23 protein-coding genes are annotated in these 21131 nt (G+C 66.0%); 2 read left to right on the forward strand and 21 right to left on the reverse strand.

Annotated elements, in window-relative coordinates:
* Window positions 1-44 precede the first annotated feature (44 nt).
* The 3 genes from U6115_RS21145 to U6115_RS21155 form a co-directional block, all read right to left on the reverse strand.
* The gene (locus U6115_RS21145; protein ID WP_052258325.1) at window positions 45-611 is read right to left on the reverse strand and encodes a HutD/Ves family protein; all 567 of its coding nucleotides are present in this window, start codon (window positions 609-611) and stop codon (window positions 45-47) included.
* A gap of 133 nt (window positions 612-744) precedes the next feature.
* The gene (locus U6115_RS21150; RefSeq protein ID WP_146008419.1) at window positions 745-1068 is read right to left on the reverse strand and encodes a hypothetical protein; all 324 of its coding nucleotides are present in this window, start codon (window positions 1066-1068) and stop codon (window positions 745-747) included.
* On the reverse strand, window positions 1065-2744 hold the full coding sequence (locus U6115_RS21155) for a M30 family zinc metallopeptidase (RefSeq protein WP_047244248.1): 1680 nt from the start codon (window positions 2742-2744) through the stop codon (window positions 1065-1067). The genes U6115_RS21150 and U6115_RS21155 overlap by 4 nt, the downstream gene beginning before the upstream one ends.
* A 219-nt stretch (window positions 2745-2963) precedes the next feature.
* On the opposite strand from U6115_RS21155, the gene U6115_RS21160 reads away from it, so the two are divergent.
* The gene (locus U6115_RS21160) at window positions 2964-3323 is read left to right on the forward strand and encodes a YggL family protein (RefSeq protein ID WP_043579506.1); all 360 of its coding nucleotides are present in this window, start codon (window positions 2964-2966) and stop codon (window positions 3321-3323) included.
* A 102-nt stretch (window positions 3324-3425) separates the two neighbouring features.
* Here the strand turns inward: U6115_RS21160 and U6115_RS21165 are convergent, their stop codons facing one another.
* The 6 genes from U6115_RS21165 to U6115_RS21190 form a co-directional block, all read right to left on the reverse strand.
* Entirely contained in the window at window positions 3426-4025 is a 600-nt protein-coding gene (locus U6115_RS21165) for a YdcF family protein (protein WP_043579503.1), read from the reverse strand.
* A gap of 81 nt (window positions 4026-4106) precedes the next feature.
* Window positions 4107-4346 carry a DUF2164 domain-containing protein gene (locus tag U6115_RS21170; RefSeq protein ID WP_043579552.1) on the reverse strand — a complete coding sequence of 80 codons (240 nt, stop codon included), beginning with the start codon at window positions 4344-4346 and terminating at the stop codon, window positions 4107-4109.
* Between the two features lie 95 nt (window positions 4347-4441).
* On the reverse strand, window positions 4442-5413 hold the full coding sequence (locus U6115_RS21175) for a hypothetical protein (RefSeq protein ID WP_197465980.1): 972 nt from the start codon (window positions 5411-5413) through the stop codon (window positions 4442-4444).
* Between the two features lie 229 nt (window positions 5414-5642).
* Entirely contained in the window at window positions 5643-6002 is a 360-nt protein-coding gene (locus U6115_RS21180) for a hypothetical protein (RefSeq protein ID WP_043579501.1), read from the reverse strand.
* A gap of 138 nt (window positions 6003-6140) precedes the next feature.
* Window positions 6141-7544, reverse strand: a complete 1404-nt coding sequence (gene aspA, locus U6115_RS21185; RefSeq protein WP_043579499.1) for an aspartate ammonia-lyase — start codon at window positions 7542-7544, stop codon at window positions 6141-6143.
* A gap of 151 nt (window positions 7545-7695) precedes the next feature.
* On the reverse strand, window positions 7696-8604 hold the full coding sequence (locus U6115_RS21190; RefSeq protein ID WP_043579497.1) for a LysR family transcriptional regulator: 909 nt from the start codon (window positions 8602-8604) through the stop codon (window positions 7696-7698).
* 140 nt (window positions 8605-8744) lie between these two features.
* On the opposite strand from U6115_RS21190, the gene U6115_RS21195 reads away from it, so the two are divergent.
* Window positions 8745-9302: a hypothetical protein gene (locus tag U6115_RS21195; RefSeq protein WP_043579495.1), complete on the forward strand. Its 558-nt coding sequence runs from the start codon at window positions 8745-8747 to the stop codon at window positions 9300-9302.
* A gap of 35 nt (window positions 9303-9337) precedes the next feature.
* Here U6115_RS21195 and U6115_RS21200 read toward each other — a convergent pair whose 3' ends face one another.
* From U6115_RS21200 to U6115_RS21255, 12 genes are all read right to left on the reverse strand, one after another.
* On the reverse strand, window positions 9338-11224 hold the full coding sequence (locus tag U6115_RS21200) for a polysaccharide biosynthesis protein (protein ID WP_425331985.1): 1887 nt from the start codon (window positions 11222-11224) through the stop codon (window positions 9338-9340).
* Window positions 11221-11688 carry a GNAT family N-acetyltransferase gene (locus tag U6115_RS21205; protein WP_043579491.1) on the reverse strand — a complete coding sequence of 156 codons (468 nt, stop codon included), beginning with the start codon at window positions 11686-11688 and terminating at the stop codon, window positions 11221-11223. The genes U6115_RS21200 and U6115_RS21205 overlap by 4 nt, the downstream gene beginning before the upstream one ends.
* The gene (locus U6115_RS21210; protein ID WP_080509629.1) at window positions 11685-12353 is read right to left on the reverse strand and encodes a sugar transferase; all 669 of its coding nucleotides are present in this window, start codon (window positions 12351-12353) and stop codon (window positions 11685-11687) included. Before U6115_RS21210 ends, U6115_RS21205 begins: the two co-directional genes overlap by 4 nt.
* Entirely contained in the window at window positions 12350-13513 is a 1164-nt protein-coding gene (locus U6115_RS21215) for a DegT/DnrJ/EryC1/StrS family aminotransferase (RefSeq protein WP_043579490.1), read from the reverse strand. Before U6115_RS21215 ends, U6115_RS21210 begins: the two co-directional genes overlap by 4 nt.
* Before the next feature lie 190 nt (window positions 13514-13703).
* Window positions 13704-14933 carry a glycosyltransferase family 4 protein gene (locus tag U6115_RS21220; RefSeq protein ID WP_043579488.1) on the reverse strand — a complete coding sequence of 410 codons (1230 nt, stop codon included), beginning with the start codon at window positions 14931-14933 and terminating at the stop codon, window positions 13704-13706.
* A gap of 5 nt (window positions 14934-14938) precedes the next feature.
* The gene (locus U6115_RS21225) at window positions 14939-15370 is read right to left on the reverse strand and encodes a hypothetical protein (RefSeq protein ID WP_043579486.1); all 432 of its coding nucleotides are present in this window, start codon (window positions 15368-15370) and stop codon (window positions 14939-14941) included.
* Window positions 15367-16476, reverse strand: a complete 1110-nt coding sequence (locus tag U6115_RS21230) for a glycosyltransferase family 4 protein (RefSeq protein WP_043579485.1) — start codon at window positions 16474-16476, stop codon at window positions 15367-15369. The genes U6115_RS21225 and U6115_RS21230 overlap by 4 nt, the downstream gene beginning before the upstream one ends.
* Window positions 16473-17564, reverse strand: coding sequence for a glycosyltransferase family 4 protein (locus U6115_RS21235; RefSeq protein WP_043579483.1), 1092 nt, complete (start codon window positions 17562-17564; stop codon window positions 16473-16475). Before U6115_RS21235 ends, U6115_RS21230 begins: the two co-directional genes overlap by 4 nt.
* Window positions 17557-18138: an acyltransferase gene (locus U6115_RS21240; RefSeq protein ID WP_047236473.1), complete on the reverse strand. Its 582-nt coding sequence runs from the start codon at window positions 18136-18138 to the stop codon at window positions 17557-17559. The genes U6115_RS21235 and U6115_RS21240 overlap by 8 nt, the downstream gene beginning before the upstream one ends.
* A complete protein-coding gene (locus U6115_RS21245) occupies window positions 18135-19406 on the reverse strand; it encodes a lipopolysaccharide biosynthesis protein (protein ID WP_043579481.1) in 1272 nt (423 codons plus the stop codon). Before U6115_RS21245 ends, U6115_RS21240 begins: the two co-directional genes overlap by 4 nt.
* 4 nt (window positions 19407-19410) lie before the next feature.
* Window positions 19411-20508, reverse strand: a complete 1098-nt coding sequence (locus U6115_RS21250; protein ID WP_043579479.1) for a DegT/DnrJ/EryC1/StrS family aminotransferase — start codon at window positions 20506-20508, stop codon at window positions 19411-19413.
* 52 nt (window positions 20509-20560) lie between these two features.
* Entirely contained in the window at window positions 20561-21127 is a 567-nt protein-coding gene (locus U6115_RS21255) for an acyltransferase (protein ID WP_043579477.1), read from the reverse strand.
* Window positions 21128-21131: the final 4 nt, after the last annotated feature.

Below are 21131 nucleotides of genomic sequence, written 5' to 3' on the forward strand. Positions count from 1 at the left end.
GACGCGGCCCGAAAGCCAACCTCGCGGTTGGCTTTTTTTCGTCCTCAATCCAGCCGGCTGACCCGCGCCAGCCAGGCGACGCCGCCGCCGCTGGCGCGCAACTCCATCGCTTCGTCCTCGGCCGCCAGCAGGCAGCCCGGCGGCAATGCGCTTCCGTCGCAATGCCATTCCCCTTGTTGCAGATACAGTAGGGTCAAGTCGGCCGCCGGCGCCCGCAACACGCCGCCGGCCGGCAGTTGCAAGCGCTCCAGCTCTCCCCGGCCCCAGTCGCGCGCCAGCATCAGGTTGCAATCGCGCAGCGGCCCGCCGAGCAGACGGCAATCCACCCCGGCCTCGCCGGGAAAGGCCGCCACCTGGCCGGCCTGCGCCAGCCGCAACAGGCGGCCATCGTCCAAGCGCAGCTCCATGCCCTCGCCCTCCAGCAGGCCCAGCAGCCGGTCGACGCCGGGAAAATGCGAAAACGGCCCGCCCCGCGCCACATCGGCGATGGACAGCCGCGCGGCGAAGGCGTCCTGCCGGCGCGGGTGCGGCAGCCGGAACAATTCGCAGGTCTGGCCGCCGCCATTGGCCCACGGCATCGGGCGGAAAGCATCTTGGGTGTATAGCCGCATGCGGCAAGCTCCTGTCCAGGCTGAAGACAGCCATATTGCAGAGACGCGCCGCCGCCGTCCACACCCCGGCGGCGCGCCGATGAAAAAAGCCCGGCATCGTCGCCGATGCCGGGCTGGTCCGCCAGAAACGCGGCTAGCGCTCCAGCTCCATCTGGCTCAAGACCACCATTTCGCCCGACAGCTTGCTCTGCGCGCTGCGCAGCGCGCGAAAGCGCACCTTGTCGCCGGCGCGCGCCGCGAACGGCGCCAGCTGGCGCTTATCCAGCGCGCCGGTTTCATCGCTCGGCAGTATGGTCAGCAAGGCGCCGTCGCTGCGCTGGATCGCCAGCTGGTTGAACGGCGCGTTGCCGACGCTGACCAGCTTGCCGTGTTCCCACGGCACCTTGGCCATGCCCAGCGAGGCCAGCGAGGCCAGCAGGCCGCAGGCCGCCAAGACGCCCGCCAACAGCCGTCTCATCGCTTCACCAGGCTCAGACGCGAGTTGGCAGGCACCGTGATGCTCACCTGGCCGGCTACCGGCGCCAGGGTCAAGCGGTATGCTTCCTGAGCGGAGTCTGCCGACAGCTGGACTTCGCTGGGGTTAATGTTGATCTGCGGCAGCGCGATGGTCTTGCCGGCCGGGAAATAGCGGCTGGCTGGCAAGCCCAGCTGCTTGGCCGGGAAGCCGTAGCCGGCAGGCCAGGTGGAGAAGTCCGCCAGCGCCAGGCTGGTATACAGCTGCTGCATCAGGCTGCCGTAGTCGCCGCCGCCTACCGCCGCCAGGCCGTCGTCCAACGCCCGCTCGCCGACATTGGCGCCGGTGACCCAGGGCTTCATCACGCCGGCGCCGTACTGATGCAGCATCAACATGCCAGTGGCCAGCGCTTTCGGATAGCAAGTGGTGCCGAAACTGTCGCCGCTCATCGCCGACCAGCGCTTCAAATCGCAAGCCGGCTGCTTCAGGAACTGGCTGAAGTCGCCGCCCGAGCGCAAATCGGGATGCGAGGTCGCGCTGTCGCCGCGGCCGCCGCCATAGGTATCGGCCGCCACCAGGTAGCCCATGGTCTGCGCCGCCAGCTCGTTCTCCCAAGTCGTGGTGCGCGGGGAGCCCACCATGCGGCGGAACAGCTTATTGTAGCTGTACAGCAAGTGCTGGTACTCATGCCCCAGCGTCGACAGCGTCAGCGCCGGGCCTTTGCCGCTCGGGCTCCAGCTCTGGCCATCGTCGGCGGCCACCAGCGTGTCCACGTTGAGGAAGGTCACCAGCGCTTCATTGCTGTTGGCGAACTCGCTGCAATCGCTGCCGCAAGTGGGGTCCGACGCAGCGGACTTCAGGATGGCGTTGAGAGGGTACGCATAGCCCAGCAAGCCCTGGAAAGCGTTGGCCGGCTGATTCAGCTGCGCCAGCACCAGATGCACATCCTTGGTGCCGGCATCCAGGGTGATGCCCTGCCAGGTCGAATGCACCGGGCCCCACGGCTCGCTGATCACCGCCGCCTCGATCGGGAACACGCTGTTGGCGAAGCGCTCGGCCAGGAAAGCCGCCTGCTGCTGCGTCACCGCGGCCGCGTCGTTTTGCGCCCAGACATAGACGGTTCCGCCATTCGGCAGCGCCTGGCTTGCCTTCATCGTGGCGTTCAACGCGCGGCTGCCGATGCTGTCATACCACGAACGGCTATCGTTGAGCGCGTAACTCCGCGCGGCGATCTGGACGCGTTTCTCCAGGCGCATCCGCGCCTGCGCCCGGCTGGCGACGGCGCCGTAGCTTGCCGCATGCGCGTAGAACTGCTGCATCTTCTGTTCCAGCACTGCCTCCGCCGCCGCATTGTTGCCGCGCGCGGCGCCGCTGCTGCCGCCGTAACCGAGGGGATCGCTGTCCACCTGGGTCATCACCGCGTCCCAGCGGGCTGTCAGCGGGCCGTTGACGGTGATCTGCATGTCCTGGCCGGTATTGTTCTGCAGCTGGTATACCTTGCCGACCGCATCCGCGTTGGCGCTGGCAGGCAGCGCGCAAACGCCGGCCTGGCAGCTCAGGTCGCCAGTGACGGCGGCCTTCTGCGGCGGATTGAGGGTCGTCGCCACCTGATTGCCGGACGTCGTGGAAGAAGAGGAGTCGCCGCCGCCGCCGCCGCAGGCGGAAAGCAGCGCAGCCATCACGGACAGAACGAGAATGTTTTGCTTGTTATTCAACATTTTATTAATTAAGTGTAAATTAAACCGTGGATTTGTAAAATGATCGCAACATTGCCAAGAATAAAGACGGAATATCCGTCCAGTCAATTTACCCGCCTGTCCTGCCGCCCGCGCTTCCTTTTTCCAGACACTGGCCGCGCCCCCTGCTATCATCCGGTTGTTTAGAAATAAGGATCGAACATGGCCTTCCCGCGCAATCCCAACTCCGTCCAACGCCTGAAACGCCTCAACAACCGCCAGCGCAAGAAAATGCGCGTCGGCGAGTTCCGCGAACTGGGTTTCCACCTGGTGGCCCAACTGCGCGAAGGCGTGGACACCGACGCGCTGCTGGATGGCTGGCTGACCCGCTTCGACGAAGCCGGCATCAGCTTCGGCGGCCATTTCGACGGCAAGAGCCGATTGGAAGGCGTGGCCTTCCCGGTGAGCGGCAGCCAAATCACCGATGCGGTGCGCGGCGAGCTGGTCGCCTGGCTGCAGGCGCGCGCCGAGGTGCAATCGCTGGAAGCCAGCGAGCTGATCGATCTGTGGCACGCCGCCTGAACGCGGACGCTGCCCAGAAAAAAAGCCGGCTGACGCCGGCTTTTTTCTTGCCCACCCGGCTTATCCACAGCCATCGGCAAAATTCGCTTTTATCCACAATCTTCACGACAACTGGCGAAACGCCCGATAACCGACGTATAGCCAGGTCTCGCGCGCCAGGAAGCGCGACCAGCTGGACAGCGTGCGGAAACGGCTGGACTGGGTGGGCGCCGGGTAGGCGCGCAGGCCCAGATCAGCGGCCATCAGCACCGCCCGGCGCATATGCAGCGGATCGCTGACCAGCAGATAGGAGCGGATGCCAAACTGGCGGCCCAGATCGCGGGCGTTGGACAGATTCTGCCAGGTGGTGCGCGACTCGGTCTCCACCAGCATCGCCGTCATCGGCACGCCCTGGCGCGCGGCGAACTCGCGGCCGACATCGGCCTCGGACGGATAGCCCGGCTGCGGCGTGCCGCCGGTGAACACGATCCAGCGCACCTTGCCGCCCTGGTAAAGCTTCACCGCGTGGTTGATGCGCTCGCGGAACACCGGCGACGGCTTGTTGCCCCAGGCCGCGGCGCCCAGCACCAGCGCCGCGTCGGCGCCGTTCTGCTCGTCCCCGTCGCCGTAGTCGACGATGGTCCAGGCGATGTAGGCGAAACCGAGCACCACCAGCAGCACCGCCAGCAAAAAGCCTTTCATCATCAAACGCAAATAGAGCATCGGCACAACGGCATCAGGGGGAAGGATGAATGATTGTAACCGCAATCGGCGGCGGCCGGCAGCCGCCGTCAAACGGCGGCGCTAGCGCTCCAGCTCCCAGATCGCCGCCTGCAGGGTTTCCATGCGCGCCGCCAGCGCGGTCTGCGCATCCTGCAAGGCCTTGTTGTAGATGTCGCGTCCCATCTTGTCGGCCAGGAAATCCAGCAGGAAGCGGGCGTCGAAGCTGCCGATCTCCAGCCCGAGCTGGTCCGCCAGATAAGCCTGCACTTGCGGGGCCAGGTGTTGCAGTTGCTGCTCGCTGAGAAGGAATTGGGTGGCCATCGTCGCGTCCGGATCAAAAGGGGTGATTATGGCGCGGCGGCCATCTGCCGGATAGCCAGGCAAAAACCGCCCGCGCCCTCTCCTGGGCCGAAGGTCTAGGGGATTTGGCACCTCGGCGCGCCAGCCGGGCAACGCCACAACCAGTTGACCTCGGCAGTCTCAGCCAACTTGATAGAAAACGCCATCGCCGGCGATGACAAGGAAATCGTCGCCAAATCGCTGCTGAAGCTCGTGGTCATCGGTTCGCTGGTGCCGGCCACCGTCTTGAGCGCGATCGGACTGCCCAGCTGTATGCTCAACTGGCTGTTGGCCAGCAGGTAAGCGATATTGTTCTGGATGTACTGACCCAACGGAAAACTGCCGCCGCCGGGCAAGGCCACCACCTTGCCGGGCGGAACCAGCCGGTTCAGGCCAATCAGCAAGTTCTGGTCGGGCTTGTACAGCAAAGTATCCTTGACCTTGGCCAGGGCCGCCTGCACGCTGCTCTGCACCGTGCTGTCTATCTTGCCTTCGGCCTTGCTGATCAGCGCGTCGCCCAATACCGGCAGAATCCAGCTCAAGTTCGAGTCGCAATCGGTGGACGAACTGGAAGTCGCCGTCATGCCGGTCTTGTCGCCGGCGATGGCGCCATTCGCGGCTCCGTACTGGCCGGTAATGACAATATTGCTCAGCGTCAGCGTGTTGGTGCAGGTATAGCTGATTACGCCCCATTTATGGCCGGAATACTGGTTACGCACCTGGTAACTGAGCCCGGACAAGGTCATGTAGACCACGCCGCTGGCATCCGGGCGTATCGTTGCCAACGCGTTGCCGCTGACCACCCCGCCCAGAAAGGCCGCGCCGTTCTGCGCCACCAGTTGCGACACTCGTCCGTTCAAGCCCTGCTGCAAGGTATAGGGCACGCTTTGCAGATCTATGGCGGTCTGCCGCAATTGCCCCATCGACTTGGCATCCTCGCTGTAGCTGAGCGACCCGCCGCCGTAATTGATGGTTGCCCGATACTGGTCCGACACCAGTGTTGGCGACCAATCAGCGTGCGCGCAGCCAGCGGCAAACAGTCCAATCACAAAAAACGCCTTGCGCATCATGAATATTTCCTCAAGTGGACAAACGCCCGCGCGCCGGATCGGCGCGCAGGCGGACTGAGTGGTCTTCGACAGACTTTCTCTCTCAGAAATTATTCAAACATCATATAACAATGCTGACGATGCGAACACGCTAATTTTTAAAAATTTTAACCTCATTGACATTTTCAGTCGACTTGGCTTCCGGAAACAAGCCGCGGGCGACCTGCCGCTATATCCTCGACCATTCCCGCCCCAGCAGCAGCAAGCCGCGCTGCCAGACCCGCTGCCTGTGCCGCAGGCAGTCCCGCCATTGGCGGCGCGCTCCTTCGTATGGCAGCGCATGCGCGCCGGCCTGCTCCAGCCATGCGAAACCAGCCGGGCTGCTGTCGTGCCATAACGCGATGCCGTCGGCGCAGCCGCGCCGCGCCAAACGCGCCAGCTTGTCCGGCAAGGGCGCCGGACTCAGCCAAACGCGAGCGCCGTGAAACAGGCTGGAGCGCCAATAGCGCTGCTGGCAGCGCCAGCCGTCCTGCAGGCAGGACCAGGCGCAGGCCGGGAATTCACAGCTCCACCACAGCATCGGATTCATCGCGCGCTCCTTTTTTTGTGCAGTGCACAATGAAGTTATACCCGCTGTTGGACGCCATCGCCAGCCGCATGTGAGCGCGCAAAAAAAAACCGGCGCACCAGGCGCCGGGAATCACGAGTCAAACAAAGGAGAAACGGTTTACAGCGTCACCCAGCGCGGCCGGGTCAACATGTCGGGCTGCAGGATGTCGTCCAACTGCTCGCGGGTCAGCAGGCCATGGGCCAGCACCACCTCGGCCACGCTGCTGCCGTTGGCGTGCGCTTCGGCGGCCACACGGGTGGCGGCTTCGTAGCCGATCACCGGGTTCAGCGCCGTCACCAGGCCGATGGAGTTCTCCACGCTTTGGCGCAAGCGCTCGCGGTTGGCGGTGATGCCTTTCACGCAATGCTCGGTCAGCGTGTCGCAGGCGTTGGCCAGGTGGCCGGCGCTGCGGAACAGGCTGTAGGCGATCACCGGTTCGAAGGCGTTCAGCTGCAGTTGGCCGGCTTCGGCGGCCATGGTGATGGTCATGTCGTTGCCGATGACTTCGTAGGCCACCTGGCTCACCACTTCCGGAATCACCGGATTGACCTTGCCCGGCATGATGGACGAACCGGCCTGGCGCGCCGGCAGATTGATCTCGCCGAAGCCGGCGCGCGGGCCGGACGACAGCAGGCGCAGGTCATTGCAGGTCTTGGACAGCTTGACCGCCACGCGCTTGAGCACGCCGGACAGCTGCACGAAGGCGCCGCAGTCCTGGGTGGCTTCGATCAGATTCGGCGCGGTGATCAGCTGGCTGCCCACCAGCTCCGACAGATGCAGGCAAACCAGCTTGGCGTAATCCGGATGGGCGGTGATGCCGGTGCCGATGGCGGTGGCGCCGAGGTTGATCTCCAGCATCAGCGCGCTGGCTTCTTTCAGGCGCTGTTCATCTTCGCCCAGCATCACGGCGTAGGTCTGGAATTCCTGGCCCAGCGTCATCGGCACCGCGTCCTGCAGCTGGGTGCGGCCCATCTTCAGGATGTCCTTGAACTCCCCGGCCTTGTCCTCGAAAGCCTTGCGCAGCGTTTCCATCCGCGACACCAGCTTCAGCACGCCCCAGAAGGCGGCCAGGCGCAGCGCGGTCGGGTAGACGTCATTGGTGCTCTGGCACAGGTTGACGTGCTCGTTCGGGTGCAGGTATTGGTACTCGCCCTTGGCGTGGCCCAGCAGCTCCAGCGCGCGGTTGGCGATCACCTCGTTGGCGTTCATATTGGTGGAGGTGCCGGCGCCGCCCTGGATCACGTCGACGACAAACTCCTCATGCAGCTTGCCGGCGCGGATTTCCTCGCAGGCATCGACGATGGCCTGGGCCAGTTTGGGGTCGAGGATGCCGAGGTCGCGGTTGGCCTGGGCGGCGGCTTGCTTGATGCAGGCCAGCGCGCGGATCAGGTCGCCATAGCTGCCTATGGTCTGGCCGGTGATCGGGAAATTCTCGATGGCGCGCAAGGTGTGCACGCCCCAATAGGCGGTGGCCGGCACGTCGCGGTTGCCAAGCAAATCGTGTTCGATGCGGGTGGTCATCTGCGGGTCTCCTCAGGGCGGCCGTCATGCGCGGCCTGGAATGCCCCGCACTGTATGCCTGCCCCGCCTGCTTGGCCAATTCCGAATCGGGATGGGGTTATGCAGGAATTGCATAACCTTGCGACAGCCTGGCCCGCGCGGGCTTACCGCCTCACACCGCCGGGTGGCGCGCCGCCAGATATGCCCACAAAGCCTGTTGCTCCGGCTTGGCGTGGCGCAGATCGCAATACAGCTGGATCTCCATTTCCACGCTCCATTCGTCGCCGCCGGCCGGCAGCAGCAAGCCGGCCTGGCACTCCGCCGCCACCGAGCTCTCCGGCAGGAAGGCCAGGCCGTGGCCGGCCAAGGCCATCTGCTTCAGCCCTTCGGCCATATCGGTTTCGTAGCGCAGCGACAGGTGCGCCGGCTGCGGCCCGCTGACCAGCAGCAAATCGCTCATCAAGCGGAAATAGGCGTTGCTGGCGTAACCCAAAAACGGCAGCGGCGCCTCCTGCCGCCCCGGCAGGGCATACACGGGCGCGCCGTCCGCGGCGATGGCGTACGGCCGCAGGCGCTCGACGCCCAGCCGCAAGCCGCCGTAGCGCGCGTCATGCAACTCCACCGGCTGCTTGGGATGGTGGTAGCACATCAGGAAATCGCTGCCGCCTTCGACGAAGGCCAGCACCGCGTCGTGCACATTGCTGGCCTGCAGTCGGCAGGACAACTGGCCGAAACCGTCCTCCACCGCGGTCAGCCACTTGGGAAAATACGAGAACGACAGCGTGTGCGGCACCGCGAACTCCAGCGTGCCCTGCGGCAAGGGCTGCAGGCCGCGCAGCATGGTGCGGGTGGTGTTGAGCTGAGCCAACAGCGGCACCGCTTGCTGCTGCAGCAGCTTGCCGGCCGCGGTCAGCTTGGTCGGATAAGTGGTGCGGTCTATCAGGTCCGCGCCCAGCCAGCTCTCGAGCGCGCGGATGCGCCGGGAGAAAGCCGGCTGCGTCAGGTGGCGCAGCTCGGCGGAGCGGGTGAAGCTGCCGGTATCGGCCAGCACCAGAAAGTCTTCCAGCCAGCGGGTTTCCATCGCTCAAGGTCCAGATTGCGGATGCCCGATGTTACACCGGCGCGGCGTCTTGCGCCGCAGCCCGGGCCGCCACAATGGATTTACAGAACGCAAACAAACGCGCCATTGCTATCCGGCGGTCGGCCTTTCAGACTCAAACGATGACCATTGCCGTCCCCCTCCCGCCGCCGGCGCGCCGGCCGGGCCGCGCCATCGCCTTGGCCATCAGCGCCTTGCTGCACCTGCTGGCCCTGCTCTGCTTGCGGCTCGACGCCACTGCCGTCCGCACGCCCCTGCCGCCGCAACCGTTGCGGGTGCGGATCCTGCCCATCACGCCGGACGCGGCGCAGGCCACAAGGATGCCGCCCGTCCCGGCGCCGACCCGCCAAGCCGCCACGCGCGCGCCAGCCGTCCACGCCGACGCTCATCGCTCCCGGATCGCGCTCGCGCCGCAACGCGCCGGCAAGGCGAGCGCCAGCGCGGCCGGCCAAACGCCGCGCCTCACCCTGGAGGGGCTGCACCGGCAGATGCGAAACCTCGAACCGGAAAACCCGACCGCCAGACCCTTGCCGGAAAATCCGCAGCAAGCCCGCCTCGCGCGCGGCATCGCGCAGGCGGAACGCGCCGATTGCAAGCATGCCTACGCCGGCCTGGGCCTGCTGGCCGCGCCGATGCTGCTGAAGGACGCGCTGGATAAAGACAACGGCTGCAAGTGGTAGCTTGCAGCCGTCGATAAGGGCGGGAAGGCGCGCGATCAGCGCTGCAGCGTCACCCAGTCCTGGGTGGCCTCGGCGGCCTGGAACTCATGCACCGCCTCCCGCATCAGCGCGAAGGCGGCCGGCGCGTCCAGCCGCTGGCAGGCGTCGGCCAGCCGCTGCAGCAACGATGCCATTTCGGCGTCGGACAGGTGGTACTCCTGCGCGCGCAGGATGCGGGCGTGGTCGGTGGCCAGCACGTTGTCGCCGATCAACAGCTCCTCGTACAGCTTCTCGCCGGGCCTGAGGCCGGTGACGCGGATTTCGATATCGCCGCCCGGATGATCCGCATCCTTCACCTCCAGGCCGGACAGGTGCACCATGCGCCGCGCCAGATCGATGATCTTCACCGGCTCGCCCATGTCCAGCACGAACACGTCGCCGCCGTCGCCCATCGCGCCAGCCTGGATCACCAGCTGCGCCGCTTCCGGGATGGTCATGAAGTAGCGGGTGATGTCGGCATGGGTCAGCGTGATCGGGCCGCCGGCCTTGATCTGGCGGCGGAACAGCGGAACGACCGATCCCGAGCTGCCCAGCACATTGCCGAAGCGCACCATGACGAAACGGGTGCGGCTGCCGCGGGCGTGGCGGGTCTGCAGGGTCAGCTCGGCCAGCCGCTTGGTGGCGCCCATCACATTGGTGGGGCGCACGGCTTTATCGGTGGAAATCAGCACGAAGGTGTCGACGCCGCAGTCCTCCGCCGCGCGGGCGGTGGTGTCGGTGCCGAAGGCGTTGTTGACGATGCCGGCCACCGGATTGTGCTCCACCATCGGCACGTGCTTGTAGGCGGCGGCGTGGTACACCGTCTCCACCTGGAAGGCGCGCATCACCTGGGTCAGCCGCGCATAGTCGGTGACCGAGCCCAATATCGGCGTGCGCGGGATGCGCGGCGCGATCTGCGCCAGTTCCTGGTCTATGCTGTACAGCGCGAATTCCGACAACTCGAACAATACGATGCGCGCCGGGCGGTTCTTGACGATCTGGCGCGCCAGTTCGGAGCCGATGGAGCCGCCGGCGCCGGTGACCAGCACTACCTTGTCGCGGATGTTGCGCGCCAACAGTTCGGCCTTCGGCGGCACCGGATCGCGGCCCAGCAGATCCTCGATCTCCACCTCCTTCAATTCCTCCACCCGCGCTTCGCCGGACACCAGGTCGGCCATGCCGGGCAGGCGCTTGATCGGCACCCGCAGCCGCTCCAGCGACTCCAGGATTTCGCGCTGGCGGCCGCGGCCGACCGAAGGCATGGCCAGCAGGATGCACTTGGCCTGGGTATCCTTGACCAGCGCCGGCAGCTCGTCCGGCGCATGCACCGCCACGCCGCGATAGGTGCGGCGGCGCAGCTCGGGGTTGTCGTCGACGAAGGCCATCGGCCGGTACTCGCGGCCGGCCTGCAAGGCCAGCATCAGCTGCACGCCGGCCTGGCCGGCGCCGTAGATGATCACCGGATCGCGCGGCGCCTCGGTGGCGTCGATGCGCCTGACCAGACCGCGCAGCAGGAAGCGGCTGCCGCCAATATAGGCCATCGCGAACACCCAGAAGATGATCACCGACGCGCGCGGCATCGCCCAGACGTGGGCCATCTGGATCACCGCCTGCAATACCAGCACCGACAGCGTCACGCCGCTAAACACGGTGAAGATGATCTTGTCGTCCAGGTATTTCAGCACCGCGCGGTACAGGCCCAGCTTGATGAAGATGGGAATCGCCCACAAGGGCGGCACGATGAAGATCCACAGGTGCGGATTGAGCTTGGGGTCCCAATAACCGCCCAGGCGCAGGAATACCGCGCTCCACAACGCCAGCGGCAGCAGCAGCGCGTCCATCAGCGCCAGCATCGCCATCTTGTTGTGTCGGGAGAAGGCTAGCAGTTTTTCAAACATGGTCATTCTTTCCTATCCGGCCGCCATTGATACAGCGCGTCCGGACAGCGTTCCTCGTTATCCAGTCCATCGCCCAGGCTCAGCAATGCGAAGCCATGCGCCTCGTAAAAGCGCCGCGCGCCGGCATTGGCCTGGAACACATGCAGGCGGCAGGCCTGCGCCCGCTCCACCACAACCCGCTGCAACAAAGCCGCGCCTATGCCCGCGCCTTGATGCCGCGCGGCGACATACAGCTGATCCAGCCACCTGAGGCCATCTTGCGCCGAACAGGCGGCGAAGCCGGCGATCTCGCCGCCCCGCTCCGCCAGCCAGACATCGCCCGCCGGCAGCAAGGCCTCGGCGAACCAGGTCCGCGCGGCGGCCTCGCCATGCGCCAACGGCGCATAGGGCATCGCGCGGCGGCAATCCAGGTAGATGCCGGCCAACGCCTCGGCGTCGGCGGGCATGGCGCCGCGAATCGTGATGGTCATCGGCTGACGATCTTCATCAGGGTGGCGACAATGATGCGGATGTCTTCGAGCAGGCTATGGGTTTCGGCGTAGCGGACGTAATAGCCCAGCTTCTCCGGCAGCACCTCGTCGATATAGGCGCGCTCCGGATCGGCGGCGCGGCCCAGTATCTCGTTTTCATCGATCATCTTTATCGACGCCCAGTCGGTGATGCCTGGGCGCACCGACAGCACGATGTCCTTCACCTCGGCCGGATAGTGCGCGACGTATTTGGGCACCTCCGGCCGCGGGCCGACCAGGCTCATGTCGCCGAACAGCACGTCCAGCAGCTGCGGCAGCTCGTCCAGCTTGGTCTTGCGCAGCACTCGGCCGGCGCCGGTGACGCGGCTGTCGGCGCCCACCGTCAATTGGCCATGGCGTTCGGTATCCACCTGCATGGTGCGGAATTTGTGGATGCGGAACAGCGCGCCGCCGCGCCCCACCCGCACCTGGCGGAAAAACACCGGCCCCGGCGAATCCAGCTTCACCCACAGCGCCACCGCCATAAGCGGCAGCGCCAGCACGGCGAGACCCGCGCCGGCAGCGGCGATGTCGAACAGCCGCTTCAGCAAACGCGAGCCATGGCGGCGCGGCTGGCAGCAAGGCGGCAACAACTCGCCGCCCTCTTTTTCCAACCGATCGCTCATGCGCCCAGGATCTCGCGCACCGCGGCGATGACGCGGGTCTGGTCGTCGTCGGTCATCTTGGTGTACAGCGGCAGCGTCACCTCGGCCTCGAACGCGGCGTCAGCCACCGGGAATTGCTCGCGCGTCAGCTGGTAGCCGTCGCGCCATACCGGCTGGCGGTGCAGCGGGATGAAGTGCACCGAGCAGCCGATGCCCTTCTCCGCCATCTTGGCGATGAAGTCGTCGCGGCTGACGCCGGCTTCCGGTTTGATCCGCACCGGGTACAAGTGCCAGGCGTGGTTGCTGCCCTCGTCCTTGGCGCGCGCCGGCAGGATCAGCGGCAGGCCGGCTAGCTCGCGGTCGAAGCGCTGGGCCATGACTTCGCGCTTGTCGTAAAAGCCGCGGATTTTCTTCAGCTGGTGAATGCCCATCGCCGCGGCGGTGTCCGGCATATTGTACTTGTAGCCTGGAGCCACCACCTCATAGAACCAGGCCGGCGTCTTGGACACATAGCGGTCGAAGGCGTCGCGGCTGATGCCGTGCAGGCGCATCACCTTGCAGCGGGCGATGATGTCCTTGTTCTTCGACACCACCATGCCGCCTTCGCCGGTGGTCATGGTCTTGTTGGCGTAGAAGCTGAACACGGTCACGTCGGAATCCAGCGTGCCCACCAGCTTGCCCTTGTAGTAGGTGGGCATCGCGTGGGCGGCGTCCTCGACGATCTTCAGGCCATGCTCGCGGGCGATGGCGATGATTTCGTCCATCTCGCAAGCGAGGCCGGCGAAGTGAACCGGGATAATGGCTTTGGTCTTGCCGGTGATCGCCGCGCGGATGGCGTCCGGGCGGATGTTGAAGGTGGCCGCGTCCACGTCCACGCACACCGGGTGCGCGCCCAGATAGCGCACCACTTCGGCGGTGGCGGTGAAGGTATAGGACGGCACGATCACTTCGTCGCCCTCGCGGATGCCGATGGCCTCCAGCGCCAGATGCAGGCCGGCGGTGGCGGAGTTCACCGCGATCGCCTCGACGCCGTCGCCGAGGAATTGCGCGAAGTCAGCCTCGAACTGCTTGGTCTTGGGGCCGGTGGTGACCCAACCGGAACGCAGCGCGTCGACCACTTCGTTGATCTCTTCCTCGCCGATGTCCGGCAAGGCAAACGGCAAAAATTTCTGTTCGCTCATTTCTCAGTCTTTCGTCTTAGCGCGGCCTAGCATGGCCGCCGTCCATGTCCATCGCCGCGCGCCTCGCGCGCGCGGCCTGCAAAATCTTGCGTAGGGCGGAAGCCCCAAAGGGGCGTTCCGCCATTCCATTTATCTCTTGCAACGGCAGAGGCGGAACGCCCGCTATGCGGGCTTCCGCCCTACGCCAAAATCACAGCTTCACCGCCGCCAGAAAGCGTCGCGCCAGCACCGCGTAATCGTGGTTGGCCAGCACATAGGCCTTGCCGGCCGCGCCCATCGCTTCGCGCTCGGCCAAGGGCAGCACCGCCATGCGTTTGACCGCGTCGGCGATGACGGCTGGGTCTTCCACGCCTATGCTCAAGCCCGCGCCGGCATCCTTCACCATGTCGTTGCCGGCCTCCACCGAGTGGATCACCGGCTTGCCGGCCATCATGTAGTCGAACAGCTTGTTCGGGTTGATGCCGAAACGGTAGATCGGCAGCTTGCGCCAGCCTATGTACAGCGCGTCGCATTCTGCCAGGAAGGCCGGCACGCTGCGCTTGGCGATGGCGGGCAGGAACATCACATTGTTCAATTTCAGCTCGGCGGCGCGCGCCACCAGCGCTGCCTTGTCCGGGCCGTCGCCAACCAGCACGAAAGTCACCGGCGCGTCCTGCATCAAGGCCGCCGCTTCCAGCAGGTAATCCAGCGCGTTGGCCAGGCCGTGGCCGCCGGCGTAGCCGACGATGAAGCGGCCGTGGGACTTCAGCTCCGCCAGCCGCATCCGGTGCTCGGCGGACAAAGGCTGCGCCTCGCCCTGCCATTCGCCCACATCCACGCCGTTGGGGATCACCGCGTATTTTTCCGGCGCCATGCCGTGCGCCATCATGTAGTCCCTGGCACAGGGCAGCATCGACACCACGGTGTCGGCTTTTCTGTAACCGAAGTCCTCCGCCCACTGCAGCAGGCGGATGAACGGGTGTTTCGGCGACATGCCGCCCACTTCCACCGGCGTCAGCGGCCACAGGTCGTGCACCTCGTACACCAGCCGCGCGCCGGTCTTGCCGGCGATCCAGGCCGCCGGGATGGTGTCCAGCGGATAGGTGGACGAGGCGATCACCACGTCCGGCTTCCACTGTTTCAAATAGCGGCCGGACAGGCCCATCACCTTGGCGAGGAAGCTGAAGATGTTCAACACCCGGCCCAAGCCGTTGCCTGCGTAGGGACGGGTCTTGCACCAGGTGTAGCGGATGCCGTCGATGTCCTCGTCGCGGTACTTGCCGTCCACTTGCGGATGAGTCTGCCGCAGGTGCGACACGTCGGCCGCCAGCATGTTGACTTCGTGCCCGGCCTGCACCCATTCGCGCGCCAGGTAATAGGGACGGAATTCCATGCCGTGGCGCGGACTGCCGGCGTAGTGATTGATGTAGAGAATGCGCATAGTTTCTATTGCTTGTTTTCCATTGCGGCGCGTTGCAGCCGCCGCCAGTCGCGGCTGGCGAAATAGGCGCCGAAGGCCATCCAGAACGCCAGGGTGAACAGCGAGCCGTTCAACAACGGCAAACGCCCGCTGCCCAGCCACTCCATACCCAGCACGAAAGCCAGCATCGGTCCGCCCCGGCCTATCGCCCCATGCAGCAGCAAAAAGCGCATTTGCCCGCCCGCCGCCACTTGCGGCCAGCGACCGCTGGCCAGCATGCTTCGCAGCCAGACGCTCTGCGCCAACAGCGGCGCCGCCGCCAGCAAGGCCACCAGGCTGTGCAGCCATACCGTCTGCGCGGAAAAGGGCGTGCCCTTGAATTGCCAGTTGATCGCCGCCATCAGCGCGCCCAACGGCAGCGCCAACAGCAAGCTCAGCGCGGCGGTACGCCACGTCATTGCGCGCGGCCTTCCAGCTGGCGGTACAGGCCGACCAGCTTTTCCGCCTCGGCCGCCCAGCTGTATTTGCCCAGCACCGCCTGCTTGCCGGCTTCGCCGAGCGCGCGCATCCGTTCCTCGTCGCCCAGCAGTTCGTTGATGGCGGCGGAAATGGCTGCGGCGTCCTGCGGGTCCACCAGCACGCCGCAGCCGGCGTCGTCGACGATCTCGCGCCACACCGGGAAGTCGCTGGCGATCACCGGCATGCCGGCGGCCATGTATTCAAACAGCTTGATCGGCAGCGCGTCGACGTAGTTGGGCGTGGGGAACAAGGTCACCAGGCCGATCTTGCTTTTCGCCAGCACCTCGGCCACGCCCTTGCGGTCCAGCACGCCCAGGTCGTTGACCCGCGCCCAGCCGGGCTCGGCCTGCACCTTGGCGCGCAGATCGCTCTCGCTCCACGGCCCGGCCAGATTCAGCCGGGTGGCGGTGCCCGGCAAAGCGGCGACGATGGGTTCGATGCCGCGGATGCGGCTGATGCCGCCGATATAGCACACCTCGTTGCGGCGGCTTTCCCACGGCGTGTCGCGCACCAGCTCTTCCAGTATCGGGAAGTTGCACACGTCCAGCGCGTTGGCCCCCAGCTTCTCGAAGCGTTTGCGGATGTGCGGGGTGGAGGTGACGATGGCGTCGAAGCGGCGCGCCGCCCAGTCCTCCAGCGTCTCGAAGCCGCCGGACACCAGCGGGCGCACCGCGCCGGGTATCCAGTGCTTGGCCAGAATCTGGCGCGGCACATCCTCGTGCACGTCGTACACCACCTTGATGCCGGCCTGCTTCAGGCGCACGCCGGCCGGAATCAGCTCCGGATCGTGGAAATGCACCACGTCCGGACGCAGCTTCAACGCGGCCTGGTAGACGCGCTTGACGGTGCCGGTCATGCGCGACAGGCGTCCGCCGGTCTTGGGGCCGACGTCGTGGATGCGCACGCCGCCCCGGATTTCCTCGCCCTGGCCGTCGGCGACGATCAAGGTCACCTCATGGCCGGCCGCCGCCAACGAGCTGCACTCCTTGACGAAGATGCGGATGTCGTGGCGCGGATGGGCGGAGGTCAGATGGGCTATCTTCATATTTTTCTACCCTTGTCGGCGGCCAGCTCGCGGTACAGATCGGCGAAACCGGCCATATTGGCCTGGTGCAGCGCCTTGGCCGCCACCAGGCCGCGATTGGTCGCCGCCAGGCTTTGCAGGGCGGCGTCGTCTTCGGCTTGCGCCATCGCTCGCAGCAGTTCCGGCCCCAGCCGGCTCACGTCCTCGGCGATGGCGCCGTTGAGGCCGTCTATCACCCATTCGCCGTTGGCCGGCAGATTGGACAGCAGCGGCAGGCAGCCATGGCCCATCGCCTCCAGCAGGCTGATGCTGGTGGCGTCGGAGCGCGGCACGCTGACGAACACGCGGGAATCGGCGTACAGCTTGCCCAGAGTGGCGCTGTCGACGAAACCGGCGAACTCGACCCGCTTGAGCCCCAGCGCCGCCGCCAGTTGTTTCAAATTGTCGGTCTCGCCGCCGCTGGCGGCGACCACCAGGTTCCAGTCGGCGCAGCGGCCGCTCCTCTCCACTTCGGCCCAGCCCTTGAGGATGGCGTCTATCCGGTACAGCGGCTTGTGCAGCCGGCAGGACAGCACCTGCTTTTTCTTGGCGGCGACAGCGGGTTCCGGCGGCAGCGCGTCTATGCCGTAATTGAGCAGCGCGATGCGGCAGTCGCCGGCCAGCTCGCGGATTTGCGCCGCCATGTACAGCGAATCCGACGTCACCGCGGCGGCGGCCTGGAGGTTGCCGCGCACCATCGCGCGCAGCAGCCGGTTCTGCCGCGGCAGCAGCAGCACGTCCGAGCCCCAGGCGGTCAGCAGCGTCGGAACGTCCGAGCCCGCCAGCGCGCGGCGCGCGTGCCAGGCCACGCTGTTGGCCTGGTGGACATGAACCACGTCCGGCTGGATCTGCTGGATCCAGGCTTTGAGCTTGCCGGCGCTTCCCAGCGCCTTCAGGCTGAAATCGACGCGCAGCTCGCCCTTCAGATTGGCCGGGCGCTTGTCCGCCGGCGGCTCGCCGTTGCAGGCCAGGTAGATTTCGCCCACGCGCGGCGCGATGCCGGCGAGGAAGCGCCAGGTATGCACCGAGGCCGAGCCCACCACCAGCAGGCGGCGTATCGCTTCACTCATCGGCCCAGGCCTCGTACAGCGGATGCAGGTCCGGGTGCTGCGCCAGCCATTCGGCGTCCATGTCGCGGGTATCGCCGACCACCCGCGCCGGATTGCCGGCCAGGATGGCGAAATCCGGATACTCGCCGGCCGGCACGAAGCTGTACGCCGATACGATGCTGCCCTTGCCCAGCGTCACGCCCGGCATCAGCACCGAATGCGGGCCGACAAAGCTGTACTTGCCAAGCTTGGTGGGCTTTTTCAGGTAGCCGGCGTGGTTGCCGCGGTCCAGATACTCGCGGCCGTACAGCCGGATGGCGACATGGCTGGAGTGGGTCAGCAAAGACACGTAGTTGGTGATCTGGCAGCCCTCGCCGATGTAAAGGCCGCCGGAAGAGTCGATCAGGTTGAAATGGCCGATATAGACATTGTCCTCGACCATCAGCTTGTCGATATGTTCGATCCGCGTCATGTTGGAGACGCGGGTGCGCTTGAGGAAAACGCCGTCGCCGCGCTGGAAGCCGTACACCATCCGCGGCCGCACCCACGCCGACAGCCGAAAGCGGATGCGGCTGAAAAATCCATTCCAGTTCATCGAGCTGCCTTATAAAGCCAGGTGAAATATGCAATGAAATAGCCGGCCATCACCACCGACACCAGCTGGAAAGTGGGTACGGCATCCTGCCAGATGTGGAAACCCAGCCACAGCGATCCCAGGAACAGCACGGCCTGCACCAGGGACAGGAAAAACGCGAAGCGCTGGCGATTGATCACCGGCGGCACCATGCCCAGCGGCGAGGCGACGAAGTGGAACAGGATGTACAGCGACATCGCCTCGGCGTAGCGGCCGGCGTCGGACCAATTGTGGCCGAACACCAGCGTGAACAGCGGCTCGCCGAAGATCTGGATCACCAGGAAGGGAAACAGCGCCATGCCAAACAGCGTCAGCATCATCTTGCGCAGGATGGGGCGCAAGGGCTTGCCCAGGTTCCGCGCCTCGGCCAGCTCGCGGTAGGCCACCTGAGCCACCGCCTGGCCGATCAGCGCCGCCGGCAGCTTCAGCACCCGCATCATCAGCCCGTAAAAGCCGACGGCCGAGGTGCTGGCCAGCATCGCCAGCACCACCAGCGTGACCGAATCCAGCATCGCGGTGCTCAGCGCGTGCGGCGCGTTGATCTTGGGAAACTCGATATAGGCGGCGGCGGCCTCGCGCATGCCCTGGCGGCTGAGCTCGCGGCGCCAGGGCATGCGCGACTTGAAGTCGGCCCAGGCTTGCGACAGCAGCGAGCCCAGCTGCCCCGCCAGCTGGCCCAGGATCAACCCGCCAGCGCCGGCGCCCAGCCAGCCGGCCAGCACCTGGGTGCCGGCCATGCCCAGCGACTGCGTCATGCGGCCGTTGGCGTTGGCCTGGTAGCGGCGGTGGCGGTTGTTCCAGTTGGTCCAGGCCTGCATCAGCCCGGCCAGCCATACCGACAGCGGCAGCAACAGCAGCCAGGACTCCAGCTCCGGCGCGCCCAGATGGGCGGCGATGTGCGAATGCCCGCCCAGCAGCACCACCAGGCCGATCAGCAGGGCCAGCGCGCTGGCGCACAGCAAGGACAGGCCCATCAGGTTGCTGGCGCGCTTCTCGTCGGCCGGCAGCACGATGGCCATTTCGTAACGGGCGGTGGCCAGCACCGCCAGCGTCGACATCCACGACACGTACACGGTCTGGATGCCCACCTCGTGCGGGTTGTACAGCCGGGTGATCAGCGGCGACGCCAGCAGCGGCACCACCTGGGCCACGGCGGCGCCGGTGACCAGGGTGATGATGTGGCGGATGAAGCCGCTTTTAGGCATGCGCAGGGAAGCCAGCGTCAGCATCCCCTCAACCCAGCGCCTGCTTTACCGCGGCGACGATGGCGTCCTGCGCGGCTTCCGTCAGGAACGGATGCATCGGCAGGCTCATCACGCGCTTGCCGGCGGCCTCGGCCAGCGGGAAGCTGCCCTCGCCCTGGCCCAGGTGGGCGAAAGCCGGCTGCAGGTGCAGCGGAATCGGGTAATGCACGGCGGTGGGCACGCCCAGCTCTTTCAAGCGCGCCTGCACCGCGTCGCGGTCGTCCACTTCTATGGTGTATTGGGCGTAGACGTGGGTGTTGCCCGCACCGATCACCGGCACCCGGGCCACATCCTTCAACAGCTGGCTGTAGCGCGCGCCGATGCGCTCGCGCGCGGCCACTTCGTCGGGGAAGCTGGGCATCTTGGCCAGCAACACCGCGGCCTGGATGGTGTCCAGCCGGCCGTTGATGCCGATGGACGGGTGGTGGTAGCGGCGGTCCTGGCCGTGGATGCGGATTTCGCGCATCTTCTTCGCCAGCGCGTCGTCGTTGGTGAAGCAGGCGCCGCCGTCGCCGTAGCAGCCCAGCGGCTTGCTCGGGAAGAAGCTGGTGGTGGCGATGGTGGACAGATTGCCCGACTTCTTGCCATGCTGGCTGGCGCCGAAGCTTTGCGCGCCGTCCTCGATCACCGCGATGCCGTGCTTGGCGGCGATGGCGTTGATGGCGGCGAAATCGGCGGCCTGGCCGTACAGGCTGACCGGCATGATGGCGCGGGTGGCCGGCGTGATCGCCGCTTCCAGCAGGTTCGGGTCCAGGTTGTAGCTGATCGGGTCGATATCGACGAACACCGGCTTGGCGCCCAACAGCGCGATCATCTCGCCGGTGGAGATGAAGGTGAACGGCGTGGTGATCACTTCGTCGCCCGGACCGATGTCCAGCGCCATCATCGCGATCAGCAGCGCCTTGGTGCCGTCGCAGACGCCGATGGCGTGCTTGGCGCCGGTGTAGGCCGCCAGTTGCTCCTCCAATTCCTTCACTTCCGGCCCCATGATGTACTGGCCGTGGTCCAGCACCGCGTGGATGCGCGCGTCGATGTCGGCCTTCAGGTGCTGGTACTGCGCTTTCAGATCAATAAACTGGATGGACATGGTCTTCTCGATATTCGGATGAGGGCGGCCAGGCGGGCCGCCCGGACAAAACTCACACCGGCGTGCAGTGATTGCCGCCGACTTCGTAATGGATGCCGCAAGACGCGCAGGAATGGGTGCCGATGTCGTTGGGCAGGCGCTCGCCGCAGCCGCACATCCAGCCGATGCGCTTGGCCGGCGCGCCCACCATCAGCGCGTAGGCCGGCACGTCGCGCGTCACCACCGCCCCGGCGCCGATGAACGCGTACTCGCCGACGGTGTGGCCGCAGACTATGGTGGCGTTGGCGCCGATCGACGCGCCCTTCTTCACCACGGTGCGGCGGTATTCGTTCTTGCGGTTGACGTGGCTGCGCGGATTGTTGACGTTGGTGAACACCATGGACGGGCCGCAGAACACGTCGTCTTCCAGCGTCACCGCGTCGTAGATCGACACGTTGTTCTGCACCTTGACGTTGTCGCCGATCAGCACGTCGTTGCCGACGAACACGTTCTGGCCGAACGAACAGCCGGCGCCGATCCTGGCGCCGCCGCAGATGTGGACCCAGTGCCAGACGCGGGTGCCGGCGCCGATCTGCGCGCCTTCGTCGACGATGGCGGAGCTATGGACCGTGTATTCCATGGTG

Origin of the sequence: Chromobacterium subtsugae (genome assembly GCF_035919665.1) — a bacterium.
GTDB classification, from domain to species: domain Bacteria; phylum Pseudomonadota; class Gammaproteobacteria; order Burkholderiales; family Chromobacteriaceae; genus Chromobacterium; species Chromobacterium subtsugae.

What these genes read in the sequence shown, in the direction of transcription:
- U6115_RS21165 (WP_043579503.1), bottom strand. Translation starts at nt 4,025, where the DNA reads ATGCTCTATTTGCGTTTGATGATGAAAGGCTTTTTGCTGGCGGTGCTG.
- U6115_RS21245 (WP_043579481.1), bottom strand. Translation starts at nt 19,406, where the DNA reads ATGCTGACGCTGGCTTCCCTGCGCATGCCTAAAAGCGGCTTCATCCGC.
- U6115_RS21160 (WP_043579506.1), top strand. Translation starts at nt 2,964, where the DNA reads ATGGCCTTCCCGCGCAATCCCAACTCCGTCCAACGCCTGAAACGCCTC.
- U6115_RS21255 (WP_043579477.1), bottom strand. Translation starts at nt 21,127, where the DNA reads ATGGAATACACGGTCCATAGCTCCGCCATCGTCGACGAAGGCGCGCAG.
- U6115_RS21250 (WP_043579479.1), bottom strand. Translation starts at nt 20,508, where the DNA reads ATGTCCATCCAGTTTATTGATCTGAAAGCGCAGTACCAGCACCTGAAG.
- U6115_RS21235 (WP_043579483.1), bottom strand. Translation starts at nt 17,564, where the DNA reads ATGAGTGAAGCGATACGCCGCCTGCTGGTGGTGGGCTCGGCCTCGGTG.
- U6115_RS21170 (WP_043579552.1), bottom strand. Translation starts at nt 4,346, where the DNA reads ATGGCCACCCAATTCCTTCTCAGCGAGCAGCAACTGCAACACCTGGCC.
- U6115_RS21150 (WP_146008419.1), bottom strand. Translation starts at nt 1,068, where the DNA reads ATGAGACGGCTGTTGGCGGGCGTCTTGGCGGCCTGCGGCCTGCTGGCC.
- U6115_RS21220 (WP_043579488.1), bottom strand. Translation starts at nt 14,933, where the DNA reads ATGCGCATTCTCTACATCAATCACTACGCCGGCAGTCCGCGCCACGGC.
- U6115_RS21205 (WP_043579491.1), bottom strand. Translation starts at nt 11,688, where the DNA reads ATGACCATCACGATTCGCGGCGCCATGCCCGCCGACGCCGAGGCGTTG.
- U6115_RS21190 (WP_043579497.1), bottom strand. Translation starts at nt 8,604, where the DNA reads ATGGAAACCCGCTGGCTGGAAGACTTTCTGGTGCTGGCCGATACCGGC.
- U6115_RS21225 (WP_043579486.1), bottom strand. Translation starts at nt 15,370, where the DNA reads ATGACGTGGCGTACCGCCGCGCTGAGCTTGCTGTTGGCGCTGCCGTTG.
- U6115_RS21230 (WP_043579485.1), bottom strand. Translation starts at nt 16,476, where the DNA reads ATGAAGATAGCCCATCTGACCTCCGCCCATCCGCGCCACGACATCCGC.
- U6115_RS21200 (WP_425331985.1), bottom strand. Translation starts at nt 11,224, where the DNA reads ATGACCATGTTTGAAAAACTGCTAGCCTTCTCCCGACACAACAAGATG.
- U6115_RS21180 (WP_043579501.1), bottom strand. Translation starts at nt 6,002, where the DNA reads ATGAATCCGATGCTGTGGTGGAGCTGTGAATTCCCGGCCTGCGCCTGG.
- U6115_RS21210 (WP_080509629.1), bottom strand. Translation starts at nt 12,353, where the DNA reads ATGAGCGATCGGTTGGAAAAAGAGGGCGGCGAGTTGTTGCCGCCTTGC.
- U6115_RS21215 (WP_043579490.1), bottom strand. Translation starts at nt 13,513, where the DNA reads ATGAGCGAACAGAAATTTTTGCCGTTTGCCTTGCCGGACATCGGCGAG.
- aspA (WP_043579499.1), bottom strand. Translation starts at nt 7,544, where the DNA reads ATGACCACCCGCATCGAACACGATTTGCTTGGCAACCGCGACGTGCCG.
- U6115_RS21155 (WP_047244248.1), bottom strand. Translation starts at nt 2,744, where the DNA reads ATGGCTGCGCTGCTTTCCGCCTGCGGCGGCGGCGGCGGCGACTCCTCT.
- U6115_RS21240 (WP_047236473.1), bottom strand. Translation starts at nt 18,138, where the DNA reads ATGAACTGGAATGGATTTTTCAGCCGCATCCGCTTTCGGCTGTCGGCG.
- U6115_RS21195 (WP_043579495.1), top strand. Translation starts at nt 8,745, where the DNA reads ATGACCATTGCCGTCCCCCTCCCGCCGCCGGCGCGCCGGCCGGGCCGC.
- U6115_RS21145 (WP_052258325.1), bottom strand. Translation starts at nt 611, where the DNA reads ATGCGGCTATACACCCAAGATGCTTTCCGCCCGATGCCGTGGGCCAAT.